20 protein-coding genes are annotated in these 19,903 nt (G+C 41.3%); 4 read left to right on the forward strand and 16 right to left on the reverse strand.

What is annotated here, in order from left to right:
* Positions 1–61: 61 nt before the first annotated feature.
* The 10 genes from NST85_RS26985 to NST85_RS27030 form a co-directional block, all read right to left on the reverse strand.
* A complete protein-coding gene (locus NST85_RS26985) occupies positions 62–1,723 on the reverse strand; it encodes a hypothetical protein (RefSeq protein WP_341190885.1) in 1,662 nt (553 codons plus the stop codon).
* Positions 1,723–2,511 (reverse strand): ABC transporter ATP-binding protein, encoded by a 789-nt coding sequence (locus tag NST85_RS26990; RefSeq protein ID WP_127193662.1) that lies wholly within the window; start codon positions 2,509–2,511, stop codon positions 1,723–1,725. The genes NST85_RS26985 and NST85_RS26990 overlap by 1 nt, the downstream gene beginning before the upstream one ends.
* A 141-nt stretch (positions 2,512–2,652) precedes the next feature.
* On the reverse strand, positions 2,653–4,119 hold the full coding sequence (locus NST85_RS26995; protein WP_341190886.1) for a catalase: 1,467 nt from the start codon (positions 4,117–4,119) through the stop codon (positions 2,653–2,655).
* A 232-nt stretch (positions 4,120–4,351) separates the two neighbouring features.
* Entirely contained in the window at positions 4,352–5,338 is a 987-nt protein-coding gene (locus tag NST85_RS27000; RefSeq protein WP_127193725.1) for a siderophore ABC transporter substrate-binding protein, read from the reverse strand.
* A 56-nt stretch (positions 5,339–5,394) separates the two neighbouring features.
* Entirely contained in the window at positions 5,395–6,153 is a 759-nt protein-coding gene (locus tag NST85_RS27005; RefSeq protein ID WP_127193664.1) for an iron ABC transporter ATP-binding protein, read from the reverse strand.
* Complete coding sequence (locus NST85_RS27010; RefSeq protein WP_127193665.1) at positions 6,147–7,097, reverse strand: iron chelate uptake ABC transporter family permease subunit; 951 nt, start codon at positions 7,095–7,097, stop codon at positions 6,147–6,149. Before NST85_RS27010 ends, NST85_RS27005 begins: the two co-directional genes overlap by 7 nt.
* On the reverse strand, positions 7,090–8,040 hold the full coding sequence (locus tag NST85_RS27015) for an ABC transporter permease (protein ID WP_127193666.1): 951 nt from the start codon (positions 8,038–8,040) through the stop codon (positions 7,090–7,092). The genes NST85_RS27010 and NST85_RS27015 overlap by 8 nt, the downstream gene beginning before the upstream one ends.
* A gap of 316 nt (positions 8,041–8,356) precedes the next feature.
* On the reverse strand, positions 8,357–8,860 hold the full coding sequence (locus NST85_RS27020; RefSeq protein WP_127193667.1) for a hypothetical protein: 504 nt from the start codon (positions 8,858–8,860) through the stop codon (positions 8,357–8,359).
* A gap of 211 nt (positions 8,861–9,071) precedes the next feature.
* Positions 9,072–9,203: a DUF4023 domain-containing protein gene (locus NST85_RS27025; RefSeq protein ID WP_127193668.1), complete on the reverse strand. Its 132-nt coding sequence runs from the start codon at positions 9,201–9,203 to the stop codon at positions 9,072–9,074.
* Between the two features lie 82 nt (positions 9,204–9,285).
* Positions 9,286–10,224, reverse strand: a complete 939-nt coding sequence (locus tag NST85_RS27030) for a 1,4-dihydroxy-2-naphthoate polyprenyltransferase (RefSeq protein WP_127193669.1) — start codon at positions 10,222–10,224, stop codon at positions 9,286–9,288.
* A gap of 224 nt (positions 10,225–10,448) precedes the next feature.
* Here NST85_RS27030 and NST85_RS27035 point away from each other — a divergent pair, with 224 nt between their 5' ends.
* On the forward strand, positions 10,449–11,651 hold the full coding sequence (locus NST85_RS27035; RefSeq protein ID WP_341190887.1) for an ArnT family glycosyltransferase: 1,203 nt from the start codon (positions 10,449–10,451) through the stop codon (positions 11,649–11,651).
* Positions 11,652–11,713: 62 nt separating this feature from the next.
* On the opposite strand, the gene NST85_RS27040 is transcribed toward NST85_RS27035, so the two are convergent.
* Positions 11,714–13,111: a sensor domain-containing diguanylate cyclase gene (locus NST85_RS27040; RefSeq protein WP_341190888.1), complete on the reverse strand. Its 1,398-nt coding sequence runs from the start codon at positions 13,109–13,111 to the stop codon at positions 11,714–11,716.
* A gap of 201 nt (positions 13,112–13,312) precedes the next feature.
* The gene (locus NST85_RS27045) at positions 13,313–13,828 is read right to left on the reverse strand and encodes a hypothetical protein (protein ID WP_341190889.1); all 516 of its coding nucleotides are present in this window, start codon (positions 13,826–13,828) and stop codon (positions 13,313–13,315) included.
* 227 nt (positions 13,829–14,055) lie between these two features.
* Between NST85_RS27045 and NST85_RS27050 the strand changes: the two genes are divergently transcribed.
* A complete protein-coding gene (locus NST85_RS27050) occupies positions 14,056–14,808 on the forward strand; it encodes an SDR family NAD(P)-dependent oxidoreductase (protein WP_127193672.1) in 753 nt (250 codons plus the stop codon).
* A 275-nt stretch (positions 14,809–15,083) separates the two neighbouring features.
* Here the strand turns inward: NST85_RS27050 and NST85_RS27055 are convergent, their stop codons facing one another.
* Both NST85_RS27055 and NST85_RS27060 read right to left on the reverse strand, forming a co-directional pair.
* Entirely contained in the window at positions 15,084–15,626 is a 543-nt protein-coding gene (locus NST85_RS27055) for a DUF2785 domain-containing protein (protein WP_341191173.1), read from the reverse strand.
* 115 nt (positions 15,627–15,741) lie between these two features.
* On the reverse strand, positions 15,742–15,906 hold the full coding sequence (locus tag NST85_RS27060) for a hypothetical protein (protein WP_246054287.1): 165 nt from the start codon (positions 15,904–15,906) through the stop codon (positions 15,742–15,744).
* 531 nt (positions 15,907–16,437) lie between these two features.
* Between NST85_RS27060 and NST85_RS27065 the strand changes: the two genes are divergently transcribed.
* The gene (locus NST85_RS27065) at positions 16,438–17,475 is read left to right on the forward strand and encodes an LLM class flavin-dependent oxidoreductase (RefSeq protein ID WP_127193673.1); all 1,038 of its coding nucleotides are present in this window, start codon (positions 16,438–16,440) and stop codon (positions 17,473–17,475) included.
* A 51-nt stretch (positions 17,476–17,526) separates the two neighbouring features.
* On the opposite strand, the gene NST85_RS27070 is transcribed toward NST85_RS27065, so the two are convergent.
* Positions 17,527–18,162 (reverse strand): NAD(P)-dependent oxidoreductase, encoded by a 636-nt coding sequence (locus tag NST85_RS27070; protein ID WP_127193674.1) that lies wholly within the window; start codon positions 18,160–18,162, stop codon positions 17,527–17,529.
* A 190-nt stretch (positions 18,163–18,352) separates the two neighbouring features.
* Here NST85_RS27070 and pepT point away from each other — a divergent pair, with 190 nt between their 5' ends.
* Positions 18,353–19,585, forward strand: coding sequence for a peptidase T (gene pepT / locus NST85_RS27075; RefSeq protein ID WP_341190890.1), 1,233 nt, complete (start codon positions 18,353–18,355; stop codon positions 19,583–19,585).
* A gap of 64 nt (positions 19,586–19,649) precedes the next feature.
* Here the strand turns inward: pepT and NST85_RS27080 are convergent, their stop codons facing one another.
* Positions 19,650–19,835, reverse strand: a complete 186-nt coding sequence (locus NST85_RS27080; protein ID WP_127193676.1) for a hypothetical protein — start codon at positions 19,833–19,835, stop codon at positions 19,650–19,652.
* Positions 19,836–19,903: the final 68 nt, after the last annotated feature.

Below are 19,903 nucleotides of genomic sequence, written 5' to 3' on the forward strand. Positions count from 1 at the left end.
TGATCAACAGGGCAGTCATTGTAAGTTAAGTTTTAGAGACAGTGAACCTTAAGTTCTCATTTTATATCTGAATCCCACGCTGTAATATAGCCTTGGAAAATGCCCATTTCCATACAGCAAGGTTTGCAACGACCAAGACTACAATATAACCATAAACACCATAATCTAAACTCGTAGCCAGCCAGTGAAGAAACGCGAACACTGCCAATAGAAGCATCAGGGGAATCACTCGTATGCTCTCCGCCTGTTGTCCTCCTTCGAATGCCTCGGAAAAAGGGAGGGCTTTGCGCATACAAGCAAAACAAATCACAGTATAGAGCGTGAAACTTAGTGCCACCACGATCAAGTCCGGAATAATCACTGCGCCAAACAGAATCATAAAAACACAACTATCTAATATAAACAGTGGCAACAACAATCGAACTAGGCAAGCTTTCAGTGCCCCCCTGTAAATAGGTGCATGGTCCGATATTGGAGCAGCCTGATATATCCATGATGCCTTATATTTAGCGGAATATCTTAGCATGATTACAAGTGTCGGAACTAGTATTGCACAGAAATAGATAAGCAAATACTTCTTCGTACCTACTAGATCAAGGGACCCATTACCAGAAAAATCACTAAACAAGAATATAAAGGGGAATATAATAGAGAGCCCGATTGAGGGATATACCTTGAGCTTAAACTCTCGCTCTTTCCCCATCATGGTCCAAGCAAAGTTGAAAAACACCCTTTCCTGTGGGTCTCTACATAATAAACTGTTTACACGTCTTAATAGGAATCCTTTTTTCTTCCGACTCCGCCCTCCAGGATCAGCTAGTTTTTGCAGATTTCTCTCTAGGGATGGCATAAGTTTGATATAGAGTAGAAAGGCCGCAATCGGTACAAACACTGCCAATAATGAAAATAGAATAAACAAAGGTTCATTCACACCGTGGAGTAGGCTCTCAAAGGACGCCCCGAACCAAATAGGAGGGAGGAAGAACTGCCACCACTTCGCATGGAAAACAACTTCTAAATCTACGACACCAAACATTCGTATAAGCAGTTGATAACCAATCGTAATTGATATTGTGAGACCGATCTGTACATAGTTGATCATGTCCTTGAGCTTCTCACCGTCGAAGAACTTTAATATCGCCAAATATACCAATGCGGTAATGACAACAATCAGCAGATCCATCAGAATAAGTTCCAGCAGGAATAGTAGGAAGAACCCTACCCCATGCCGAATTAATCCCGCGACCAGCGGTATACCTGATATAGCTCCTGTCAGAAAGAACATATAGATCAGGATGTGTATGGTCTTAGCCATGGCAATCGTCTTCCGACTTATCGGTTTAGTAGACAATATGTTTCGGTCACGGATATCAAGTAACACCGCCGAAAAGTCGGAAATAAGCGAGGTTAAAATCATGAACATGAATACACCAAACACCGTACTCATCTGAAAAATATAATTATCTCCCATCAAAATAAATGGGGTGCTCATTAATCCAAATAAGATATACAACCATAATGATCGAATAAATTGATTGCCCTCCGGGGCGCCTTTGCCGTCTTTCTTCTTCGAAGACTTCGTGATGATGGTGGGTACTCTTCTAGCATCCATCGTCAATTTAGTCTGAAGTATACGGCGCATGACAGGATAATCAATGCCTGATTTTTCAAATAACCTACTAAACTTATCCAGTATCTTCAGTGAACGATAATCTTTCATCATTACACCTCTTGCACAATAGATACGAATTTTTCCGCGATAGCCCTGTGCTCATTAAAACCAGTTAATTGATTGAAAATCTGCTCCAATGATCCTTCATGACTTTGAGCCTTAAGCTCTTCAAAGCTACCGTCGGCAACAATTCGCCCACCGTCTAGCAAAATAATCCGGCTACTGATCTTCTCTACCACATCCATAATGTGTGAGGAGTAGAAGATCGTCTTCCCACCAGCCGCAAGCAATGCCAACATTTCTTTGACAACCATAACACTATTAGCATCTAGACCACTTAGGGGCTCGTCAAGAAAAAGAATATCAGGATTATGCAGCAAGCTTGAAATGATCAATACCTTCTGTTTCATCCCTTTGGAGAAAGTCGCAATCCGGGCGTTGGACACATCCTGCAGCCCGAAGCTTTCCATCAATTTAATTCCCTTAAGTTCTGCGTCTACTGCTTTTAGTCCATATAATTCGCCGATAAAAGACAGATATTCCAACGCGGTCAGCGTGTCGTACATTTCTGCAATTTCCGGAACATAACCTATCCTTTTCTTGTAATCAACCTTTCCATCACTGGGGCTTTGCCCAAGTACACTCACATCACCACTGTAACCCTCCACCAGGCCAAGCATAATCTTAACTGTAGTACTCTTACCTGCACCATTCGGACCTATGTATCCAATAATTTGACCAGGATATACTTCAAGATCAACCCCGTTCAACACATATTTATCACCATATTTCATTCTAAGATCACTTATCCGGATAACCGGTTCTCTTGTATTTTTCATTATCACTACTCATCTCCTCCCCAAGCTACTTCCATTTTACCATAATTTTCTCAGTCGTTTTGAGGTTGAGTAGAAAATCATATTAAAAAGACGAAGCTCCACATAAGGAGCTTCGTCCATTGATATCGCCGTAATACTTACTTATTCACTCTTAGGGGCACCAGACATAAATCCACTGATATCAACACCAAGTCCCTCTGCAAGGCGCATACCGTACTCTACATCGGCACGGAAGAAATTGCAGATCGCCCGAAGTTGAATCTCTTCATTCGTCGCACGGAGATCATTCACCATGTTACGGATCAGATTATCCCGCTCTTCCGGTGTGAAGCTACGATATAGTTCACCCGCTTGGGTAAAATCATCCGTCTTAGCGATTTTCTGACGTCCGTCTTCTCCCTGTAGTGGCATAACACTGTCACGGTAAGCTGGATCTTCCCTTGGACTGCTATCTAAGCTATTTGGTTCATAGTTAACAGGGGAAAGATCTTGATTCACATTCATCTGACCATCCCGCTGATGATTTCGTACCGCTGCATAAGGGCAGTTAACAGGAATTTGCAAATAATTAGCTCCCAGGCGATAACGCTGCGTATCCGGGTAAGAGAACAAACGACCTTGAAGCAATTTATCCTCGGAAGGCTCGATTCCTGGAACGAGCGTGCTCGGCGAGAATGCGGCTTGTTCTACTTCAGCGAAGAAGTTTCCTGGATTACGATTCAGTGTCATCGTACCAACCTTCTCCAATGGATAATGATCTTCTGGCCATACTTTCGTTGGATCAAGAGGATCAAATCCCCATTTATCCAGATCTTCAACAGGCATTAATTGTACATGCAAATCCCATTGTGGGAGTTCTCCCTTGGCAATATGCTCATGAAGATCACGAGTCGCATGATTGAAATCATTCCCTTGTACTTCCTTAACTTCGTCGGCAGACAAATTAACTACACCCTGCCGTGTTTTCCATGTATATTTCACATAGATTGCTTTACCTTCAGCATTTATCCATTTGTAGGCATGGACACTGAAACCATCCATCTGACGATAATTTGCTGGCGTTCCGTTATCCGATAATAACCAGGTCATCATATGTGTTGATTCCGGTGTCAACGTCATGAAATCCCAATAACGAGCTGGATCCTGAATATTGGTATCAGGAGCAGGTTTCAGTGAATGCACCATGTCTGGAAACTTAATCGCATCGCGGATGAAGAATACTGGCAGGTGATTACCTACGATATCGTAATTTCCTTCCTCGGTGTAGAACTTCACTGCAAATCCACGTGGATCACGTGCCGTTTCTGGGGAACCTGTGCCATGAATTACTGTCGAGAAGCGAACAAAAACTGGTGTCTCACGTCCAGCTTCTTGAAGGAAATGCGCCCGTGTATATTGGGACATGCTTCGCTCAGTTACGAATACACCGTGAGCACCTGCCCCACGTGCATGCACTACACGTTCTGGAATCCGCTCACGGTCAAAGTGAGCTATCTTCTCTAATAAATGATAATCCTCTAGCAATGTCGGTCCATTCTGGCCCGCTGTACGTGAATTTTTGTTGTCACCTACCGGTGCACCTGTATTTGTTGTCAATCTTTCTTTCATATATACACAACCTTTCGAATTGTTATATTTAGACTTGGTCTAAGTTCTTAAGTAAATTGTATCATGCAGACTTGCTATAGTGCATGAAGATTTCATGACAAATTGATGAAGAATACTTTAACCTAAAGCCGCGCCCCCGCTGGGTTCAAGCTATCTAACACAAAGAGGCTGACCCACAAGTAGCATAAACTACTTGCAGGTCAGCCCCTATCCAAAATCTACTGTTATTAATTTATTTGATACCCTCTTGTACCTCATTTAACATTGCCGGTACGGACAACAATCCACCACCAGAGAGATACCAGTAACTCGGATCAAGGTAAATAATCTTGCCATCTTTGTAGGCATTGGTCTTCTTGACCAATTCGTTCTCTACCAACTTCGAAGCAGGATCTACTGCTTCTGCTCCCTCACTAACTACAGCATCACGATCGACAACGAATAGATAATCTGGGTTCTTCTCAGCAACATATTCGAAGGAGATGCTATCTCCATGAGTGGAGACTTTAATACCCTCATCTACAGGAGTTATACCAAACACATCGTGTATTATACCAAAACGTGAACCTGTTCCATATGCACTAACCTTCCCACCAGAAGTAAGGATGATCAAACCCTTCTTACCACTTGCCGCTGTTTGGTCATGAAGCGCTTTGATAGAATCGTTAATCGTTGCTAATTCCTGCTCTGCTTCGGCCTTTTTACCAAATATATTAGCTAATTCGTTTACATTACTCGTAAAAGAATTCATAAAATCAGCCGTATCTACGCCCATGAAGATCGTTGGAGCAATCTTATTCAGCTCTTCGTATGCTTCAGAAGAACGACCAGAGATAAAGATCACATCTGGATCAAGTGCGTTCAGCTTCTCAAAGTCTGGCTCAAACAGCGTTCCCGCATTTGTATATTTGGAATCTTCATATTTTTTGAGGTGTGCTGGAAGATTACCTTGTGGTACAGCCGCTACTTCAACGCCTAATTTATCCAATGTTTCTAACACACCATAATCGAATACAACAACAGTGCCAGGGTTTTTCTTCACGGTAGCTGTACCCAGTTTATGAGTAATCTTAAGTTCTGTTTCCTCTGCTGGAGCTGCAACTGCCGTATCCGTCGAATTCGTACTTCCTGTATTCTTGTTAGAATTCGCTGCTCCATTACTGCTATTATTGGATCCACATGCTGCCAATACAACAACCATAATTATTGCCATAAACATCAAAGAAAATTTCTTATTCAATGAATTCACCTCATAATTTATTTTGTTTTAACTAGTCATCTAAAATAAACGCAAATTTTATTGCCCCCGATTATTTCAACTGGAATGTCCATATCGTAAACTTCTTTCAATACAGCCGAATCCATGATTTCGTCGGTAGTGCCTTCCTTTATAATAATTCCGTCCTTGAGTGCGACTATATAGTCGGAATAACAAGAGGCAAAATTGATGTCGTGAATGACGATAATAACCGTTTTTCCAAGCTCGTCAACGAGCCTTCTTAGAACTTTCATAATCTGTACCGAATGCTTCATGTCTAAATTGTTTAGCGGTTCATCAAGTAAAATGTAGTCCGTGTTCTGTGCGATAACCATAGCGATAAATGCTCTTTGCTTCTGACCACCACTGAGTTCATCTAAATATTTGTCCTGCATAGATCCAAGGTCCATATAAGCGATAGCTTCATCTATATGGATCCAATCCTCTTTGGTCAGTTTGCCTTGTGAATAAGGGAAGCGTCCAAAGCTAACCAATTCCTTTACCTTCAACTTAATGTTGATATGATTTGACTGCTTTAGGATCGAAATTTTCTTCGCAAGCTCGCCGCTTTTCCAACTACCGATTTCCTTATCATCGATCAAAATTTCGCCTTCGTCTTTGGTAATCAGACGGCTAATCATCGACATCAGTGTACTCTTACCCGCTCCGTTAGGACCGATGAACGAGGTGATTTTACCCTTAGCAATATCAACGTTAACGCGGTCGACCACCATTTTACCGCCGTATTTCTTGGAAACTCCCCTGACCTTTACCACGATTTATTCTCCTTTAGCAGTAGATAGATGAAGTACACCCCACCTATAAAGTTGATGATCACGCTTAATGAAGTGGAGAAAGTGAATACTCGTTCAAGAATCAGTTGACCGCCAACTAAGGCAATAAAACTGATAAGCGACGCACCTGCGATCAACTGTTTATGACGGTACGTATTCAGGAACTGGTAGGCGACATTTGCCACAAGCAGCCCTAAGAAAGTAATCGGACCTACTAATGCAGTTGCAATGGAAATCAGGATAGCGACGACAATCAACATCCGCTTAACCACATAATCGTAACTGATACCCAAGTTAACCGCGTGATCTCGGCCGAGGGCAAGTACATCTAAGTACTTGTTAAACTTGGCAAAATAGATCCCCGTCAGTAATACACCCGCCAAAGCGATGAGTAAAATATCTGAATTGACGTTGTTAAAACTAGCGAACATTTTGTCCTGTATAACAAGAAATTCGTTAGGATCAATTAGTTTCTGCATAAACGACGACAGACTAGAGAAAAAGGTGCCGAAGATCAATCCAATCAATAGCAAGTGATATATATTACGTCCTTCTTTTTTGAAGAGCATCCTATAAAGTAGTCCAGCGAATAATACCATCAAGCCAACGGCAAGAATAAAACGGAAATTCTTATTCATCATGGTTAAGGTAGTTGAACCAAACAAGAACACGATCAATGTCTGTATGAGCATATACAGTGAATCCAGCCCAATAATACTTGGGGTCAAGATACGGTTATTCGTGATCGTCTGAAATACGATGGTGGAGAAAGCTATGGCCGTTCCGGTGAGGAGGATGGCAAACAATTTTTTGCCTCGTCTAGGTAATACATAATCCCAATGTCCTCCTACATCAATCGTCATAAATATAACAGCGAGCAGAATTGAAATGCCGACAAGGATACTTAGTTTTGTTCTATTACTCATATGACTTTCTCCTCATCAGCATGTACAGAAATATACCACTCCCGATAACTCCAACGGTCAGACCGATAGGTACTTCATAGGGGTAAATTACTACTCTCCCTAGAATGTCACATGCTAGAACGAATACCGCTCCAAGTAGTGCCGTGTGAGATAGGTTGTTCTTCAGGTTATCTCCTAAATACATCGTCACCAGATTCGGGACAATGAGTCCTATAAAAGGAATCGAACCAACAGTAAGCACGACAACTGAGGTAACCAAGGCAACTAATACAAGCCCCAGGTTAACCACCTGCTTATAGTTCAACCCCAAATTAACTGCGAATTCCTCACCCATGCCCGCAACCGTAAATTTATTTGCATATAAATAGGCCGCTACGACGAGTGGGACGCTTATGTAAATAAGTTCGTATCGTCCCTGCATGATCATCGAGAAATCGCCATACAGCCAAGCCGACATGCTCTGAATTAGATCATATTTATAGGCGAAAAAGGTAGTTGCCGAGCTAACAATACCGCCGAACATCAGGCCAACCAGCGGAATAAATATGGTGTCTTTATATTTCACTCGATCTAGAATCTTCATAAAAATGAAGGTTCCGGTCAATGAGAATATAAAGGCTACTGACATTTTCCCAAGCGGCCCTACAGATGAGAACAGAAGCATAGAGACCATGATCCCGAAGCTAGCTGAATCCATTGTACCTGCCGTCGTCGGGGATACGAATTTATTCCGGGTCAATTGTTGCATGATCAGGCCAACGATACTCATGCTGACCCCAGCAATAATGATACTAATCAATCTCGGAATTCGACTAATCCATAAAATCTCCCATTGGTCACCAGTAAGATGAAAAATATCAGTTATTGATATACTTTTAACACCAATAAATAGAGAAAGTACCGAAAATGCAATAAGTAATGCTGCTAAATATATTTTCTTCATGTATTGACCTTACTTTCCTTCCTCACGTCTGAGAAAGTTGATGTCACTGCCGGCAAGACAGTTCATTAATAATGATATTCATTATCATTTAGACTAAATTATAACGTCTTTTTTTTTGAACTGTCAACTATTTTAAAATTAAAGATTTAATTGGGGGCGATACGATATGTACCTGTGACAGGGATATATCCCATAGAACACAGAAAAGCGAAGAAGGGATTGTTCTCCCTACTTCGCTAAGAGACTGCATTATGTCGATTAAATAAGTGAACTTCTATTGTGGTGGATAGTGGCTACCAGAGCAAAAAATGATTCATCACGAACGTTTTCTCGGCGCTATCATTACACCAACCCCAATGACAATTAGTGCGATAGCCAGAACCGGTTGCCCGAAAATAAACCGGTTATAGAGTGCTCCAAAGGAGAACACAGCGAAGAATAGAACCGACAAACCTCCTAGAATGTTAATAGGAATCAGCAACCATTTGTTTCGATCTGTGAACCAGTAAAATTCGAACAACCCTACTGCTGGAGCCGCAATGAAACCGGGCCACAGATATTCCCAGCTATCGAATAAAGTTGCAATTTGGCACACGAGGCCAACAGTAAACAAAATCCCCCCCGGAATTAGGAGACCCGATCCTCTTCTACCTGTCATTGAGAAGTACATCCAGTGAAAAAACAATCCTAGAGGGATGACAAATATGGTCGGCCAAAAGTTACCGAACAGCGTACCCGCGGTGAGGGCCTCTTTACGGAAGAACAGCAAGTATACGCCAAGTAGGATAACAAGTGGGCCGATCCATGATTTTTTATTCATCGCGCTTTCTCTCCTTTACCTATGTATTGATCTTATAACAGCATACTACATTAAGATTAAGCGTTCTTCGGTCTCTAGGGAAGATATTTACTAGACCTAAGTCCAGTTATTTGGGCAGATCAACAAGAGGGAAGATAATTCTTCTCCTAAGGAGCATAGGAATAGTAAAAAGAGGCGCCCCCAGCTAAGCTGTGGGACACCTCCTTCTTGTCTACTTTTGTGTACCGTGTTGTTTGTTCGGTAGTCGCCCTGAAGGACTTCCTTTGCCATTATGAATTTTGTTCTTTTCTTCCTTCGCCTGTGTATCATGAACCTTCTCAACAAAATCATGCGTGTTCTCCAATGATCTGGCCTCCTTTGCGGGTAATATCTTTCCCAGTTACTATGCCCGTTTACGAAGCAATCTAAAAACATCCTCCATTACATTACATCAACAGTACTGCAATTCCTAAGGCAACAATACGTGCCACATTACTCAGCACGAAATTTTTGACTGCTAGACTAAATGTAAGCCTCTTGGTTGGTTGTTCTGCAAATCGCATAACATTTTTGTGCACCGGAATTACTGTACAGAGGACGAGTAGCAAAATTAGTGGATTTACGCCTAAAAAGTAAAGCACGATTAAATCAGCATATGACGCATAATACATAAGTTTAAATAGAAGCAATGCATTCGATTTACCTATATAAATAGGTAAAGTATATCTTTTGTTCTCAATGTCCTCGTCCATATCGCAAATATTATTTGCGAGCATAATGTTCGCAATACATAAGATCGCTGGAATCGAGATTAGGAATATGAGGACCACTTCAAGCAATTGTACATTTAGACTGACAACCCCGCCCTGCAACGTCAAGGATGCAAGTGCATCTCCGACATGAATGTACGTAGACACAAAAATAATAACAAAACCCATAAATAAACCAGAGAATATTTCTCCTAGTGGCATTCTTGAAATTGGGATGGGGCCAAATGAATATAAGATACCCACCGCAAAAGACAGACCCCCGAGTAACAGTACCAGAAGTCCTGACTGTACAACAAGCATAATGCCTGCACCAATAGCAATCAGTAGCAATGCTATAATCAAACTTAGCACTCTAGATGGATGCATCTTGTGCTTAACGATCGCATTGTGGACTTCGTACCCGTAGCCTCTCGTCTTGACGGCCTTATGATAATCATAATAGTTGTTGATAGCCGTAGTGGCCATGTCGAAGCTGAGTAACGAGAGAAACATTAATCCAAAGTTGTAGACGTGAAATTCTTGAAATCGGAACACTGCGTATACCGTTCCAATGAAAAAGGGAATTATACTCGCTACTTTAGTTCTTAATTCTACAAGTTCAAAAAATTTCTTCATTTCCTTTTCATCATCCTTATGAGCTATTGAGTGATATGTCTTAAATGATGATATCTAATTTTTGGAATAATATCAAAAGAAATTAACATATATCACGTCTCCCAGACGCCTAATCTATTAGTAAGATAATTAATTTCATTGACTGAAATTAAAAGGTTCCTCTATAGTTATTATTGGATTGGTCAATGTTGGAAAAATTCATACTAAAGGATGACAAACTACTCATGAATAAACCCTCAGATTCTTCAATCTTTGCTCGAAAAGCACTACCATTTCTTATATTAATATTTGTTCTGGCTATACTACTTAGATCGTTATTTGTGTTCGTCACAGGAACCCAGGACTTCTTAGAAGGGGATGGCGGAAATTACTATACTATGATCCAGCAGTTAGCCCAAGATCATGTATACTCCTACGGAAGTGAAGATCCTAACTCCCGTGTGACGCCGGGGTTTCCTATATTTGCTTATATTGTACTCTCCGTATCTTCCTTTAATATCGATCTTTATAAATGGGTGCAAATTCTAATTGGCGCTGCCACAATATTACCGGTGTACTACTTTATTAAAGCAAACACTCGAGCAGTATACGGACTGATAGGCGCCTTATTTGTCGCTCTTTATCCACCCTTTATCTATATGACGGGCTTGTTTCTAACTGAGACCCTATTTGTATTTTTACTAGCCTTGTTCTTTGCATCATGGCAACGCATGTGGAATAAGCCTTCCCTTTGGAATATTATATTAAACGCTGCCTTATTAAGTTGGGGTATTCTCACCCGTCCAGGGATGTTGCCCATAATCTTCATCGCTGCACTATTTCTTGTGCTGTCAAAATCCACACGTCGAATTCTGTTCCCATATCTACTTACAGTCGCCGTATGCTTCTTACCATGGGTTCTGCGGAACTATATTGTCCTGCATGAGTTTACGATCCTTGCCGCTGGAAGCGGAAATGCTCTTCTTGCTGGAGCCTTTCCTTATTTCAAAGAGAGTGCCAATTACACAGAAATGTACGCTCTCGGCTTAAGTCAGTCCCAATATGGTATGCGCGTCATTCTGAATGGACTAAGTGATCAATTCTTCTATTACTTGGGTTGGTTCTCGTATGGTAAGCTGTATTATCTCTTCAGTAATATGTGGGTTTCTAGTAGCCTAAACTTTCCTAAGTTATATGTTTATGGTGGAGTACTACTCCATTACGGAATTACCGCTTGCTCTATACCCGCACTACTCTATTTATTAATTAAGAAGAACTTCATGGCCTTCTGCTTCACTGGAATGTTGTTATTCCAACTTTTATTTATCCCAACAGCTCGCTATGGCGCTCCCTTCTTTATCCTCACCGTCATGTCAGTTGGGCTTGCTGCTTACTCGCTTCAGAAAGGGACTAAGCAAGTAGTAAATCTAAAAAATATGACTGATTAAGTTATACTTTAACAAATGCTCTCCAGTTTCTATGATCCTAGTAAAAGAGTGAGCCCAGGGGCTCACTCTTTTGTGTAGGCTATCTCACCATATATCTTATATACGCCACCATTATCCCTCTTGGCACTGTACATCGCTTCATCGGCCTGCCGGATCATCTCTTCTAGAGTTCCCGTACCCTCCAAAGAAATACAAATTCCAATACTCGCTCCAGCTGTCAGATTAAATCCATGATGGACAAACCCCTCAGTCAAGCTAGCTCTAATCCGATCAGCTACCTTAACCACCCGCATCTCATCCATTTCGGTCAACAGCACGACAAATTCATCACCGCCCAGCCGGCATACCGTATCCTGTTCTCGAATAAGTTCCAACATCCGCCCAGCTATATCCTTCAGTAATAAGTCTCCTGCTGCATGACCATATGTATCATTAACATCTTTAAAATTATCTAGATCAATGAACAATATTGCTATAGGAAGATAGCCACGCTTACAGTATTCCTCGAATTTATTACTTAGCATCGTGCGATTAGGTAATCCTGTGAGCTCGTCATGATAGACCAGGAATTCTATTCCTCCCTCCATCTGTTTACGCTCTGTGATATCAATCATGATACCCTCCAGCCGAATCAGATGATTCAGAGGGTTCAAATGTGGCCTAGCCCGATTCTGCACCCACTTTATGTCCCCATTCGGGCAAATGATCCGATACTCTTTCACCGTATTCGTTTGCCAAATTAGTAACTCCTTCTGGCCCATATCGAATATATGTTGATCATCTGGATGAATAATCTCACGAAACTGCTTAGCATCTTGACTGAATATCTCAGCATTGAATCCGAAAATATGTTCAAGTCCTTTTGAGACATTGAGCTGAGAGGCACTTAGATCATAGGTCCAAATTCCTATGGATAAATCCTCTAAAGTCGACCTAAGTTGCTCCTCGCTGCTCTTAGCCCTAAACCACAGTTTCTGCATCATTTTCGTATATACTAGAGAAAATATCGTAGTAAAAATACCGAATACAATAATATAGATCAAGTCCCGGCTGCTCATTTCCGGAAGTGTTTGAAATTTTAATTGATAAAAGAAATAAATGCTAGATACAACATAGAGCACACCTGATAACAAAACGGCTCGAAGATCAAGATAAAATAAACATAATAATGGCGCAAATCCTAGAAAAATATAATTAATTAAATAGGGGTCACCGACGATTAAAAAAAAGAAAAATAAAAATAGGAAGCATACAGTCAGTAGCATCGTAAAAATTGGCCAGCGCTTGATCCATACCAGCAGTGCCGGAATCGACAGTAAGATCAAACTGACTAATGGATTAATAGCCGAGAAACTGCCCTCAACTAGCAAATTGATAATGAGAGCTGATCCATAAAAAATAACTAATAGCTTCAACATCCATATATTTTTTTGATGTATCCGATCCGTTTCTTCGTTCATTGTCCCCACTCTTTTCCTTTTATAGGAGTAAAGAACTATACCTAAAGTAATAGTATACTAAATTACCCCGTCCTGCCATATTAATATCCCTAAGGATTAAAATTTTCATTTCAAAAAAAACTATCCCAATAGTAGATGCTTTCTACCATAGGGATAGCCTTTGGATAATGACTAGAAGAAGCAGGATGTCATATTATTCATTTAAGGAATGTATTGCTGTACAATCCGCACAACTTGCCCATTCTTAATGGTTATATGATAAGGAAATTGGTTTAAATCAATCAGATCACTATGCGAAAATATCTCTCCAAACTTCGCTAGACTGATAAGCTCATTCCAGTGAATGTCCAAATCCTCTATATTTCCTGAATGATCGTAAATCTGCATCAATACCTCAGCATCTTTCGCCAAGGGATAATGGGTTAGTTGCTCATCGTCGTTAACGATGTAATACCCATCCGGAGGTCCATCTATTCCCGCATCAGGTTCATGTTCTTGGAACGCAACCTCCGCCTCCTTGCCTTCATACCATTGGATCGGATCCACAATAATTTCATTGCCATCCTTGCCGATATGTAATTGGTCTATATATACGCTAATCGTGCTAGAATCTTGTGGTACAGGCTTATATTCAGGCTCGGCTGCTCTTGAACCGGGCGTCAGCGACATTGTTACAATAAAGAATAGGGGAATCATTACAGCAATCAGTTTTTTCATGGTTAGGGTTCCCGCCTTTCTGTTCTTCGGTCTATGTTTATTATATGACGGAGGGGAAAAAAAAGGGTCACAACAAAGTTAAAACGGATGACAAAATCTTCTTTACTTAGAGAGACAACCCTTCTATTATTTAAAATTCCGTAGTATTTTAACGGTAAGTTTTGGTACAGTAGTTCTATGTCTTGGGCAATGATCCCGCTATATCTAAATTTAAAGGAGAAATCAACATGAGCAATTGCAACTTGCAGAGTAAATATGCCTTGATTACAGGCGCTAGTAGGGGGATTGGTAAGGCCATCGCACTTGAGCTAGCCAAGGCAGGGACTAACATTATGATTAATTACTACGGCGATGACAAAGAGGCTGCAGATGTGAAGCGTCAGGTAGAATCCCATGGAGTTCAGGCAGAAACGTTTCATGCTGACGTCAGCGACCCTTCTCAGGTGCGGGACATGTTTGCCGCAGTGGATACCCTATTCGGTAAGTTAGATATTCTTGTTAACAATGCAGGAATCGCCCAAACCGTCAAAGTTACGGAGATGACAGACGAACAGTGGGATCGAATGATCAAAATTCATCTATATGGCACATTTAATACTTCTCGCGAAGCGGCTTGCCGAATGTCGGCACAAAAATCCGGTAAAATCATTAACGTGACATCAGATCTAGCCAGTCAGGGCGCTGCTGAGCTATCTCATTATGCGGCAGCCAAAGGTGGTATTACAGCCTTTACCAAATCACTTGCACGTGAGCTTGCCCCTTATGTACTCGTGAACGCAGTTGCTCCTGGTGGAACTTTTACAGATATTCGTTCTTCCTTAGAAGAAGGCCAAGACAAGGATGATTCGCGTTATATACTGGGTCGACTCGCCTTTCCTCAGGAGATCGCAAGATCAGTAATGTTCCTAGCTTCTGATGATGGTAATATCTATACTGGTCAAGTGCTAGGTGCTAACGGCGGCAGCGTAATGAACGGATAGGCCACAGCCGGGCGTGACCAGTGATAGCCTTTGGACATAACGCCTGGAGAACGATATACATACAACAGCGATATCCCTTCATAGTTGCAAGTTCGTCCCTCATAAATAAACAGGGTAACATCATTTTAGATGTTACCCTGTTTTTGTCTGATTAGGTGTTATTATCGTTCGATCGACCAAGGGGAAAATGTTCCCTGAGGGCTATTGTTTGCCTGTACTGTATTTGAAGTGGAGACAGACAAGTGAGGGTGCTTTTTCCCTCACTTGTTTCTTAATTAGGAATAGTATACTTTTTCAAATTTAAATAATGTATGCTCGATAGTTGGGCAGAGATCGGCATCTACTTTATAAAATTTAACTCGAAAGTATAAACTTTTTAAAAAGTTCTTTATATTATTTTTTTGCTTAAAAGCAGGAAGAAATTCTGAACTTTTCTCCACATCACCAAAACTTTGAATCCATTGCTCTACATAAGTCTGACTTAGCATTTTTCTATTTAAAACACTGATTATGGGTCTTACCATTCTCTCATCCTCACCATCGGAGTAAATTCGATCTGTTATGGTCATCTTTTCGTAAACCAAATCGAGGATGGTTATGAGGTCATTCTTATCCAGTTCGGAACATTGAGCCAAATCGTCTAAAGCATCTGCCGCATGGGCTATGGCATGAGCCCAGCCTTTTTCTTCGTCATACCCACGGTAATCTCGCTCTTCTTGTAAACTGTGAAATACTTTCTCTTTTATCTGTTGAATTTGCTCTTTTGAGAGAAATGGTGATTCTCTATGCTTCATGATGAGGAGCGGTATGACTAGCATAGAGAAAGATCGAGTGAAGACAGAATCTGTATTTGTTTCACCAAGCTTAAAATGCAAATGGTTTTTATCCAAAATAACTGGTAGAAGTTGTTCTAGTTCGTTTGCAGTTAGAAAATTACCAGGAATCCAATGTGATAAGGTTGTATAAAATTAGCTCATCTCGTAGCTCAGCATCCAAAGAACCGATATTATTTATCATTTCTTGTATCAACTGAAATGTATCGGGAGGTGCTTGGTAGCCATTATCTTTAATTAATTTCAACTTTTCTTTTAAATTCATTTTATACGCTCCTACTAGAAATTTTCCGAACTGACTTTTTTAAGGGTTTCTACTAACTATGCGGCTTCTTTCCTACCCCTTTTCCCTTCCTAATAAGGTACAGATAGGATCAGATACTATTCCACAATAGAGCGAAAATGCATATTTTACTAGGTATTTTCTTGCATTACCTGGGCTCTGACATGCCAAATAAGGTTCGTACAACACGACAAAAAAGCACACCACGGGCGTCATGGACGCTACGTAAGTGTGCTTCACTCTGAGCAAATATTTACCTATATTTTAGCAAAGAATATAAAATACATTAAACGCAAACTTTGTAGCCAGTGATCACATTTGTTATGATAAGAATGTACTCATATATAAAAGAAAGTAAGTAACATAAATAACGCGTATGCTTCCGAGGTAAGTTTTGTACGGGCCGTATTCTGGAAGTGATGCTAACAAAAAAAAGCGTATGCTTCCGAAGCAAGTTTTGTACGAAGTGTATTCAGGAAGTATTGCTAACAAAACTTTAAGGAGGCTACATCAATGTCTGATAAAGATTTGAATAATAAAGAGGCTCGGCAACTTTCGGATATCCCAGTCTCTATCCTGGATCTAGCCCCAATTACGTCAGGTGGCACAGCTACCGACTCTCTACGCAACACACTTGATCTGGCGCAACATGCTGACGAATGGGGTTATAACCGATATTGGCTGGCAGAACATCACAATATGCCGGGGATCGCCAGTTCAGCTACTTCCGTCGTCATCGGGCATGTCGCTGCAGGAACTAAAAGAATTAGAGTGGGTTCCGGTGGGGTCATGTTACCTAACCATTCCCCTTTGGTCATAGCCGAGCAGTTCGGAACATTGGAATCTCTATTCCCTGGGCGTATTGATCTTGGACTCGGAAGAGCCCCGGGATCAGACCAACTGACTTCTCAAGCGTTACGAAGAGGCCCCGGTAGCAACGGTCAGGATTTCCCTGAACGGCTCCGTGAACTCCGAGACTATTTCAATCCCCCCGCTACTTCCGCTATGAGGGTTCGAGCTATTCCCGGTGAAGGTCTGAACGTTCCGATATGGCTGCTAGGATCCAGTGGTTTTAGTGCTGATCTCTCGGGGAGACTAGGGCTACCCTTCGCTTTTGCCAGTCATTTTGCTCCCGAGTATTTGCTGCCTGCCTTGGATATTTACCGTAGTCAATTCCGTCCGTCAGAGACCCTCGAGAAGCCCTATGCTATGATCGGCGTAAGTGTCATCGTGGCTGATAGTGATGAGGAAGCCCTGCGGTTAGCGACTTCCCAAGAGCAGCAGTTCTTGAATCTCATCCGTGGTCGTACCGGCCCTTTACAACCACCAGTAGATAATATGGATGCTCTATGGAATGCGCAAGAGAAAGCCATTGTTCGTAGTAAATTCAGTTATGGCGCAGTCGGTAGCCCAGATACTGTTCGCAAAGTGTTAGAGTCTCATTTGTTAGAGACTGGGGCCGATGAAATCATCGTCTCAGCTCAAGTTTATGATCATCAAGCGCGTTTACATTCATATGAGTTGTTGGCTGATATCTTTAGTAAGAAATAATCATCATTAGTACCTAAATGCTCTTCATCCGAAAAAAACGCCCTCTATTGCTTAGTTCGCAATAAAGGGTGTTTTTCCAATGTACTTTGTATCATCAATTTGTTGAAGAAGAAAATCCGCAATGTCTTGATTTGTCATCTTCATTCCAGGCATATCAGTCAAATTCACTTTAATTCTCCCTGTCTGCGGACCCTCAACTACGACGGGTAAACGTACCAATGTCCAATCTATGTTACTACTAGCTAAGATTTCGTGTTCTTTCTTTTTGTCGGCCATCATTGCAGGATAAAGGATAAGAAACAGCCTTGCCCCAAGTTTATTTAATAAGCTCTTGTGATCCCCATCAACATTTAATGATCCACCTGTAACTGCTATGTATCTCCGAATCCCTAAATCATTCATCGCTGTAAGTATATTGCTGGTTACTGCACTGTATATAGGTGAATCTTTAGCCGGTTGCCCTAACGTATTAATTACGACATTACAACCTTGAATCAGGTTTGCAATGACATCTTTGTCTCTAGCATCACCTTCTACCACTTCGATGTGCTCGTTGGAAGTTGTCTGAAGATTGATACTTCTAACTAGCATTCTAACTTGATAACCTCGCTTCAATGCATAATCGGCGATAAATCGTCCGACCTTACCTCGGCCGCCAATGACTGCAATTTTGAGCGTATAATTCATTCTTATCAACACCGATCTAGAAACATTGTATTTTAATCTCAATAAAGGATAACTTAAACATAGTACGTGTTTTCGCCTATTATGTTCCATTACTATTTCTCACCCTTTATTGTGCAGCAGCCGTTTGATACAATTCAATTAACAATGAACTTACTACTCCCTATAAAACAAAGGAAAGAAGCTGAACTTATTGAAAGAAGAGATCATCCGGAGATTTACCTCTTATGTCCAAGTCGACACACAATCTAATGAAGATAATGAGAGTTGTCCCTCTACTCCCGGGCAATTAACATTCGCCCAAATGCTAGCAGAAGAGCTGCGAAACATCGGTATGAAAGACATCAGCTTAGATGAATATGGCTATCTCATGGCTACCCTTCCCGCTAATACACAGAAAGAAGTACCAGTCATCGGATTTCTAGCGCATTTAGATACGGCCTCAGATTTCAATGGCGCTAACGTCTCTCCACAATTTGTTGAAAATTATGATGGTGGAGACATTACATTGAACGAAGCTCAGCAGATTGTATTGTCACCCAAGGACTTTCCTGAACTTCTTACATACAAAGGTCAGACGTTAATTACAACCGATGGTACTTCGCTGCTCGGTGCTGACGACAAGGCAGGAATCGCTGAAATTATGACCGCGATGGCCTACCTAATCGCACATCCGGAAATCAAGCATGGTACAGTACGAGTTGCTTTTACCCCTGATGAAGAAATCGGTAGAGGCCCTGAGCGCTTTGATGTAGCCGCCTTTGGCGCTAAATATGCATACACTGTAGACGGTGGACAACTCGGTGAACTGGAGTATGAGAGCTTTAATGCCGCCTCAGTAAAAATCTGGTGTAAAGGGGTTAACATCCACCCCGGATTTGCCAAAGGAAAAATGATTAACTCCGCCAAAATGGCTATGGAGTTCCAACGTCGTCTACCTGCCGAAGAAGCACCTGAAACGACTGATGGTTATGAAGGTTTCTATCATCTACAGTCTATACAAGGGAATGTAGAGCAAACACAACTACAATATATTATTCGAGACTTCGATCGAAATCGATTCGAGGAGCGCAAAGCCAACATGCAGCGTATTGTAGATGAACTAAGAGCTATCTACGGTGAGGACAATCTCATTTTGGAGATGAAAGACACGTATTATAACATGAAGGAAAAGATTGAACCTGTGATCGAAATCGTGCATATCGCTCGTGAGGTTATGGAGGGTCTTGGTATTGAGCCGATTATCAAGCCTATCCGTGGCGGTACAGATGGTTCTCAATTATCTTATATGGGACTGCCCACACCAAACCTGTTCGCAGGCGGGGAGAACTTCCATGGTAAGTACGAGTATGTTTCAGTTGAAAGTATGGTCTATGCGAGTAAAGTGATCATTGAGATTGCAAAGCAATTTGAGCAAAGAGCCTAAGGGTAAGATCAAATAACCCCGTCATGGAAAGATGCCATGGCGGGGTTTTACATATACAAATATCTTAAAATATTCTGACTAAAACAATAATAACAGCTATGATTCCAACCAGAATGAGCAAATTTGTTACTTGATATAGAAGGCCTGGAGCACCTTGAGAGTGAAGCCTTTTCTCATTCACATCAAAGTTAGCTTTGGCTGCGTATGGGTCCGATAAATGGGAAAGCGGCTTGTTGCTATCATCAAACATGGTATCAACCCCTTTAGGTGAATATACCAAATTATAACATACGTTAAGTGAAATAATCGCAGAAAAAC

The organism is Paenibacillus sp. FSL K6-2524 (assembly GCF_038005525.1).
Classification (GTDB): Bacteria; Bacillota; Bacilli; order Paenibacillales; family Paenibacillaceae; genus Fontibacillus; species Fontibacillus anaericanus.

Coding starts and splice junctions, on each gene's coding strand:
- NST85_RS27000 (WP_127193725.1), bottom strand. CDS start 5,338: ATGTTTATGGCAATAATTATGGTTGTTGTATTGGCAGCATGTGGATCC.
- NST85_RS26990 (WP_127193662.1), bottom strand. CDS start 2,511: ATGAAAAATACAAGAGAACCGGTTATCCGGATAAGTGATCTTAGAATG.
- NST85_RS27070 (WP_127193674.1), bottom strand. CDS start 18,162: ATGAATTATACGCTCAAAATTGCAGTCATTGGCGGCCGAGGTAAGGTC.
- NST85_RS27050 (WP_127193672.1), top strand. CDS start 14,056: ATGAGCAATTGCAACTTGCAGAGTAAATATGCCTTGATTACAGGCGCT.
- NST85_RS27030 (WP_127193669.1), bottom strand. CDS start 10,224: ATGAAGAAATTTTTTGAACTTGTAGAATTAAGAACTAAAGTAGCGAGT.
- NST85_RS27035 (WP_341190887.1), top strand. CDS start 10,449: ATGAATAAACCCTCAGATTCTTCAATCTTTGCTCGAAAAGCACTACCA.
- NST85_RS26985 (WP_341190885.1), bottom strand. CDS start 1,723: ATGATGAAAGATTATCGTTCACTGAAGATACTGGATAAGTTTAGTAGG.
- NST85_RS27020 (WP_127193667.1), bottom strand. CDS start 8,860: ATGAATAAAAAATCATGGATCGGCCCACTTGTTATCCTACTTGGCGTA.
- NST85_RS27065 (WP_127193673.1), top strand. CDS start 16,438: ATGTCTGATAAAGATTTGAATAATAAAGAGGCTCGGCAACTTTCGGAT.
- NST85_RS27055 (WP_341191173.1), bottom strand. CDS start 15,626: ATGCTAGTCATACCGCTCCTCATCATGAAGCATAGAGAATCACCATTT.
- NST85_RS27045 (WP_341190889.1), bottom strand. CDS start 13,828: ATGAAAAAACTGATTGCTGTAATGATTCCCCTATTCTTTATTGTAACA.
- NST85_RS27080 (WP_127193676.1), bottom strand. CDS start 19,835: ATGTTTGATGATAGCAACAAGCCGCTTTCCCATTTATCGGACCCATAC.
- NST85_RS27015 (WP_127193666.1), bottom strand. CDS start 8,040: ATGAAGAAAATATATTTAGCAGCATTACTTATTGCATTTTCGGTACTT.
- NST85_RS26995 (WP_341190886.1), bottom strand. CDS start 4,119: ATGAAAGAAAGATTGACAACAAATACAGGTGCACCGGTAGGTGACAAC.
- NST85_RS27040 (WP_341190888.1), bottom strand. CDS start 13,111: ATGAACGAAGAAACGGATCGGATACATCAAAAAAATATATGGATGTTG.
- NST85_RS27060 (WP_246054287.1), bottom strand. CDS start 15,906: ATGAATTTAAAAGAAAAGTTGAAATTAATTAAAGATAATGGCTACCAA.
- NST85_RS27010 (WP_127193665.1), bottom strand. CDS start 7,097: ATGAGTAATAGAACAAAACTAAGTATCCTTGTCGGCATTTCAATTCTG.